Source organism: Clostridium tarantellae (assembly GCF_009295725.1).
Lineage (GTDB): Bacteria > Bacillota > Clostridia > Clostridiales > Clostridiaceae > Sarcina > Sarcina tarantellae.
In genome coordinates this window covers 1-7,931 of sequence record NZ_WHJC01000154.1, presented here as the reverse complement: position 1 = coordinate 7,931, position 7,931 = coordinate 1, and the positions used below count along the sequence as shown (strand labels likewise).

4 protein-coding genes are annotated in these 7,931 nt (G+C 26.5%); all 4 read right to left on the bottom strand.

Annotated elements, in window-relative coordinates; genetic code table 11:
* Positions 1-195: 195 nt before the first annotated feature.
* The 4 genes from lacZ to GBZ86_RS10150 all read right to left on the bottom strand — a co-directional run bounded on the left by lacZ (position 196) and on the right by GBZ86_RS10150 (position 7,869).
* Positions 196-4,539 carry a beta-galactosidase, LacZ type gene (gene lacZ / locus GBZ86_RS10160; RefSeq protein ID WP_152890323.1) on the bottom strand — a complete coding sequence of 1,448 codons (4,344 nt, stop codon included), beginning with the start codon at positions 4,537-4,539 and terminating at the stop codon, positions 196-198.
* 134 nt (positions 4,540-4,673) lie between these two features.
* Positions 4,674-5,594: a glycosylasparaginase gene (locus GBZ86_RS10155; RefSeq protein WP_327444895.1), complete on the bottom strand. Its 921-nt coding sequence runs from the start codon at positions 5,592-5,594 to the stop codon at positions 4,674-4,676.
* A 134-nt stretch (positions 5,595-5,728) separates the two neighbouring features.
* Positions 5,729-5,866, bottom strand: coding sequence for a hypothetical protein (locus GBZ86_RS17155; RefSeq protein WP_170272207.1), 138 nt, complete (start codon positions 5,864-5,866; stop codon positions 5,729-5,731).
* 41 nt (positions 5,867-5,907) lie between these two features.
* Positions 5,908-7,869, bottom strand: a complete 1,962-nt coding sequence (locus GBZ86_RS10150; RefSeq protein WP_152890321.1) for an FUSC family protein — start codon at positions 7,867-7,869, stop codon at positions 5,908-5,910.
* Between the last annotated feature and the right edge of the window lie 62 nt (positions 7,870-7,931).

Here is a 7,931-nt window from a genome sequence, read left to right as displayed (position 1 = left end):
TATTCATAGAACCAAATTCCTCCTGTGTTTTATTAGTATTGGGTGTATTAATAGTTTGCACAGTTTTTAGGAATTTGGTTCATTTTTTATAAAATTAATTTTTAATTACTTGTAAAGTGGTGTAATTTATTATGAAAAGCCATTAATGAATTTAAAGTCATTAATGGCTTTTTTAACTACTTAATATTTAAATATCTATTCTAATATTTTTTCAGTTATAAAATCTATTTCATAAGAATCAATTTTATTATCTTTATTTAAATCAAAATGTTTAACGCTATCCCAAATATCAAAATTATCTACAGAATTTTTGCCATAATATTTTGAAACTAATGAAAGATCTCCAATATCAATAGTTCCATTATTATTTAAGTCTGCTGAAGGAATAACATTAACTTCTTTAGTAAACATTGCATTAGCCCAGTCTCCATGATCATTAGTAGTATGTCCAACTTTATCTATAAGAAGTTTAACTTCTTTTACACCTTCTATATCTAATCTTATAAATTTAGAAGGTGTTTTTGCTATCATTACTCCACTATCAAAGGCTATTTCTTCATCAAGTAATACTTTAAATCTTATTCCATCACTTGAACCATTTCGCATTTCTTGATCTAGTCCTACATAACTTTCAAAATATTTATAGTCTTTTCCTTCTACATTATAAATTACAGTAGAATCAGCATGAGCCCCTAATCCTTTTTTATATACAATAGAATTAATTCCATCACTTAAGGAAATAGGATTTCTTAACACAGATAAATCTCTTCTCACAGAACCCCATCCTGCACTAGAACTCACCCACTCTAAATTACTTAAATAATCACCTTTAGCTACTTTAACATTAGCTACCACATCTAATTCTGAATTATCTAGCTTAGCTTTTCCTTTAACTTTAAAACTTCCTTCTTCTGTTAAGTTTTCTTCATTTATATCATCCCATGAAACTTCTGCTAATTCTGAATCACCATCAGTATATTTTATTTCTATTATCTTAGGCATTACAGGATTTTCACCAATTAAAGTTTGAACATCTACTGATTGTAATTTTTCATAATCTCTTACTATAATATTAGCAACTATTTTTACATCTTCTCCAACAACTTTACCTTCAACTTGGAATGTTCCTACTTCATTACATAAATCCTCATTTATATCATTCCATTCTATATTAAAGATCTTAGTTGATTTATCATTTAACTCTAGCTCTACTTCTTTTGGTAATGTAGGTACATTTCCTACAAAAGTACGAATATCAACACTTTGATTTTCTTTTATTTCATAAGCAAGAGCTAACTTATTTATATCCATTGGCTTTTCTTTTTGTAAATCTATTGGTTTTAACCTCATTCTGTAATTATAGTTTCTATCAGCATAAAGGTTGAATTCTGGATGTGGCTTAGCTCCCCAACTATCATCTCCTCCAACACCCATCTGTTTATAATTTAAATTAACTACTACATCTTCAGACTTCTCTAATTCGTGAGGATGTTTTTTACTTTCTAATTCCTCTTCAGTATAGTGTAATGCCGAAAACTCCATAGTAGGATCTCCTGATACCATTAATCCTAATCCCTCATTATTAGTTAATGTCATCCATCTTACGTCTGTTTTATTTCCCATTTCTGATGGTTCTATATAAGGAAAAAATTGATCTTCTACAGTACTTTCATACATACCTACTCTTGCACTCTTTTGTCTATCCCAATAATTCTCATGTGGTCCTCTTCCATACCATGAAAGATTTTCAAACTCTGAAGGCATATTAAATTCCATACCTATAGCAGGAATTTCAGGTAAAAACTCTCCTGGATTTAAACTAGAGGTGATAGCTACATCTCCATTTCCGTAAATTTTTATTAGATTTTTATATTCTGAAGTATATTCTGTTGGTAAATTAGCATCTACTTCTATAGTAACTATTCCTTCTTCTGAACTAACCTCTACATTTTTAACAGTTCTATTTTTTCCTGCATCTCTCCACATTCCTTGTCTATTAGGCATTCCATTTCCTCTATCATTATCTGTAGGAGCCCTCCAAAAATCTGGTTCTATTGGTGTACTTAATAATTCATTATCATTATATATAAAAGAATCTATATTTCCTTTTTCTTTATTAAAGTTAACTTCAAATTCTTTTCCTTTAACTCTAATATTTAAATCATCTTCTTCAGTAGTTAAAGGTGGCATCTTAGTAATATCTATTTTATCTTTTATATCATCATTAAACTTAATAGCTATTTGCTCATAAGCTATTTCATGACCTGCTTCTGCCCACTTTTCATTTTCTTTACTTTTAAAGCTTATGTTAAGCCAATACTCTGAACCATTATCAATAATTTCTGGTTTATTAAATGGAATTTCAACTTCTTTTTTAGTTAAAGGTTCTATATCTAACACCATATTACCAAGCTCTATTGTTTCATTATCTTTTTTAAGCTCCCAAACTAAATCATATTCATTAAGATTAGTAAATAAATTTTCATTTTCTATTAAAATTAACCCATTAGCTACATCAATATCATTTATCTCTATATTTTGATAATTATATTTTAACTCTTCAAGTTGTGGTTTAGCTTTTCTATCCGCAGTAACTAATCCATTTGCACAGAAATTATCATCATTAGGATTATCACCCCAATCTCCTCCATAAGCTAAATATTTATCTCCTGTTTCAGTTTCTTTATATAAAGCTTGATCTACCCAATCCCATATAAATCCCCCTTGTAAATTCTCATATTTTTCAAACACTTCCCAGTATTGATCTAAATTTCCTAAGCTATTTCCCATAGCATGAGCATATTCACATAAAATCATAGGTTTCTTTTGACCTGATTTACCATAATCCTCTACAGCATCAGGACTCCAATACATATGGCTATATATATCTGAAACCGTTGGATCACTATATGAAGCTTCATAGTGTACTAATCTAGTATCATCATTTTCCTTAACCCATTCACTCATTTTTTTAAAGTTGCTACCTTCTCCAGCTTCATTACCTAACGACCATATTAAAACAGAAGGATTATTTTTATCTCTCTCTACCATGCTTTTAACTCTGTCTATACAAGCTTCTGTCCAATCAGCATTGCTTGCTGGCAAATAATTTCTAGCGCCATGAGACTCTAAATTAGCTTCATCAATTACATATAAGCCATATTCATTACATAACTGTAACCAAGTTGGATCATTTGGATAGTGAGATGTTCTAACTGAGTTTACATTGTTAGCCTTCATTAATTCTATATCTGTAATCATACTTTCCACAGAAACTGCTCTTCCATCTGTTGGATCTGTTTCATGTCTATTTGTTCCCTTAAACATAATTGGCTGACCATTTAGTTTCATCTGACCATCTTCTAAATAAAACTCTCTAAAACCTACTTTACTATTAGTTGCTTCAAATTCATTTCCCTCTTTATCTTTTAAAGTTATAATTAATGTATATAAATTAGGATTTTCAGCAGACCATTTTTTAGGATTTTTAACTTGTACACTTCCCTTTAATACAGCTTCTGTAGCTTTTTCATTTAACTCCTCTGCATTTTCAAAATTAGTACTCATTGTAACTGGTTCATCTAAAATCTGCTCATAATTTTCATCATAAAGCATAGCTTCTACAGAATACTCTTCTAAAGATTTTTTATAATTTGCTAAATTTACTTCTAGCTCTAAATTAGCATCAGTAAATGTTTCATCCAAGTTTGTTTTTACTTCAAAATCTCTAATTCTCACATCTGGAGTTGAGTATATTGCCACATCTCTAAAAATACCACTTAATCTAATAAAATCCTGATCTTCAAGCCAACTACCATCACTCCATCTATAAACTTGAACAGCTATAGTATTTTCACCTTCAACTAAGAAATCTGTAATATCAAAATCTTTAGCAGTATAGCTATCCTCACTATATCCTACTTTTTGTCCATTTATCCAAAGATAAAATGCTGATTCAACTCCTTGAAATGATACATAGACTCTTCTCCCATTATTATTCCAATTTTCTGGAACTGTAAAAGTTCTTTTATAAGATCCTACAGGATTATACTCTGTAGGTGCATTAGGTGCTTCTGGATTTTCTCTACCTGTCCAAGGATAAGTAACATTAGTATAAATAGGATAATCATATCCTTCAGTTTGCCAGTTACTAGGGACTTTTATTTTATCCCATTCACTAGTATCGAAATCATTTTCAAAAAAATCTTTAGGTGCCTTACTAGGCTTATCTACTAACTTAAAATCCCATTGTCCATTTAAAAGTTTATAGTACTCTGAATCAACTTTTAATCCATTTTGTCCAATTTCCTTTTTTGCATCCTCTAAAGCAATTTCACTATTTCCAAAAGATACAAAAGAAGCATGAGCTTTTTCTCTATTAACTTCAAAAACTTGAGGATTATTATTCCATTCTGTAACCTCATTTTTATTAAATAAATCAAATATTCCCTTAGCACTTACTATAACTTCATTAGATATAGTAGCAAAAAAAGTTCCACTAACTACTAATGCCATTATTTTTTTATTTACCTTTAACAACTAATTTTCCCCCTTTAATTTTGTACTTTATATCTACAATTTTATATTAAAATCGACTTTTTGTAAATATATTCTATATTTTAAAATATTTTCAATTATATTTTATAAAAAAAAAGCAGTAAGTATTTTTAAAATTACTTAACTACTCCATATTTTTTATTAATCTTCGTTTTTCCACCTATATAATCTGCTACATATATAGTTGGCTCTTTACTATTAGTAGCAACTACAAAAGTATACCCATTTAAATTTGTTCCAGCTCCCCACTGTCCTTTATTATTCATTGCTACTACAGATATATGTCTTGGTTCCGTATGATTTTTTTCTTTATATTTTTTTGTAAATTTAAATATAGCAGTATCACATGCTTCCTGCGGAGTAACTCCTTCTTCCATAAGTCTTACAATTTCATAAGAAATACAGGATTTAGTTATATCCTCACCTAAGCCTGTAGCTGCTGCACCTCCAATATTACTATCTACATAAAATCCAGAACCAGCTATAGGAGAATCTCCTACTCTTCCTTTCTTCTTCATAAATAATCCACTAGTAGATGTACCAACTACCATAGAATTAGAAGAATCTAAAGAAACCATGCATACAGTATCATGTCCATCATAAGCACTTAATCCTGTTTTAGCTACCTCTTCCTTTTTCTTAATCCAAGTTTCTTTTGCTTTCTCTGACAACATATTTTTTCTCTCAAATCCATTTATATGTGCAAATTCCTCAGCACCTGCACCAATTAAAAAGTTATTGTATTTTTCTTTACTTAATGCCTTTGCGATGCATATAGGGTTTTCAAAATCTTTTATTCCAGCTATTGCCCCAATAGAAAAATTATCTCCATTCATAAATGCAGCATCCATCTCTACTTCTCCATGTTCATTAGGCACTCCACCATATCCTACTGATGTATATGACGGGTTATTCTCTACATCCTTAATAGCTATCTCTATTGCATCACCTGCATATTTTTTACTTGATAATAATTTTTTAGCTTTCACCACACCATCATAGGACATTTCCCATGTAGCAATAATTCCCCAATTCACTTTTATTCCCCCTTTTTTAACATAGCTTTTATTGTAATAACTATGATATTTAATACTTAAATAGTTGATGTAATTAAATTCAAATGAATCTTTAAATACTAAAACAAAACACTTAGACTCTTATCTTATTAACTTTAATATACTAACTCTATCATTTCATGTCTATATATTTTAAGTGTGTTAAAATTAATTTCATTATTTTGTACACTAAATTGAAGATTAATCTCTTCTTGTACTAATTTTATTCCTTTAACTTTTTTAGGTAAATTCATATTAAATTCTCACATTATATAAACTTAATTAGTATTTATTTTTAATAATATTGAATTTCTAAAAGTAACTTGTCCGACTCTTCTAATTTTACTAATATTTTATACAAATTTATGTATATAAGTTTATTTTTTAATTCACTTAATTCATTAAATTTATTTCTAATATTATCTTTTAATTCTCTTATTAATTTTCTTTCATCTAATATACAACATCTTTTCTTCATAAATAAATTTTTTGAAATAATCTTTAAATCTTTTAAAATTTCTTCAGTGCATCCTTCTTTATGTAAAGTATAAACTAAAAAATAAATATTATTATTTAAACTCTTTTCATTTAGAACAAACTTTTGTATAAGCTTATTATTTATATCACTATTATTTAAAAGAATTTTATTTTCTATAAGTTTTAAACTCATTAATATTTCATTAACTCTTTTTAAACTTTCTTTATTTTCTAAAGCAATAGAACCTTCAATCAATAAATCTTTACTTACATTATAATCATTTTTTGCAAATCTTTTTATAGAGTGTTTATTACAATATTTAAAAATATATTTATTACCTAGAAAAGCTATAATAGCTCCAATAGCCATAAATATAAGTCTATCTACTATAGCAAATTCTATGTGGGTAGTCTCTAATGAAAGTATACCTAAAATTAATATAGTTTTAATCATTGTTTTTTGTTTGTAATCTTCAAAATAAATAAATAAATAGTAAATTATCATAAGCATAATATATTTAAAATCTTTATTGCTTACTAATAAATCAAAAACTGTAAATAAAAAAATTCCTAAAACTGTACCTTTTATCTCTTCTTTTGTTTTACTTCTTGTTATTTCATTATAAGGTTGTATTAAAGCTACTAAAGTATAGACAATCCAATTACCATACTGAATTTTGAAATATTGTATAAAAAAATATGTAATTGATATTAATAATGATATTCTAAAAGCATAAGTAAACTTTAAAGAATATCTATTAAAATTAAACTTAAATATATTATCTATTTCAAATCTTTTAGGAATAGTTATATCTTTATTTATCTTTTTAAGATCTTTTTTATTTAAAATTTCTTTTCTATCTAGATAATATTGAAACATTTGTATATTCTGAATAAATTCATAAAATATATAATAATTATTAGGTGCTTTCTCATATATTTCTATAAAATAATTAATTTTTTCATCTATTTCCTTTAATTTTTCATTATTATAAAAATTTTTTTTAATATTTTCTAAAACATTAACTAAATCTTTTAGAAAGTATTCATATTCACTTAACTTCTTTTTATGCTTATTTAAATTATTAAGAGAATAATTTAATCTTTCTAAACATAAAGTAATGTTTATGTTTATATTATCAATACCACTTAAATAAAAGTAATTATCCCTTTTCCCGTAAATAGTATTTATTATTATATTTATATTTTTATTTATTAAACTTTCATTATCTTTAAAAGTTTTATTGCTAATTATTTTTCCTATCTTCTTTTGTGTTTCATTTATAATAATATTAAATGATTCTTCAACTTGCTTCTTGCATTTATTTCTATTAAATAAAAATTGTAAAAACATTATAAAAAATGCTCCTAAAGATAATCCTATTATTCTTAAAGGAAGTTCCTTTAAAGTTATAGAATGAGTTAAAAGAAATACATATCCTAATATAAAAGGAAAAGCTATGGAGCTTTTTAAATCATATACAAGAGTATATGCTATAAAAAATATAGCTAAAAAATTTATAATTAATCCTATATATATATTTAAAGATGCTAAAAAAGGGAAAATACCTAAATATAAATATATAGCTAAAAATTTTATTGTATTTCTCAAAGAGTTTCCCGTTAAGTCTTTTTTTAAAAGCATAATAGCGGCTTGTGCTATAGCAAAAGCTACAATAGCATTAACTGTACCTAAAAATCTTCTAAATGAAAATATGAGTATTACAGAACTTATAAATATAATAGTTTTGCTTATTATAATATTTTTATCTATTTTCATTTTTTATCACCTTTCTTTTAATTAAGACTTTTATTTAATAAGAATTATACTCTTTTTAACTT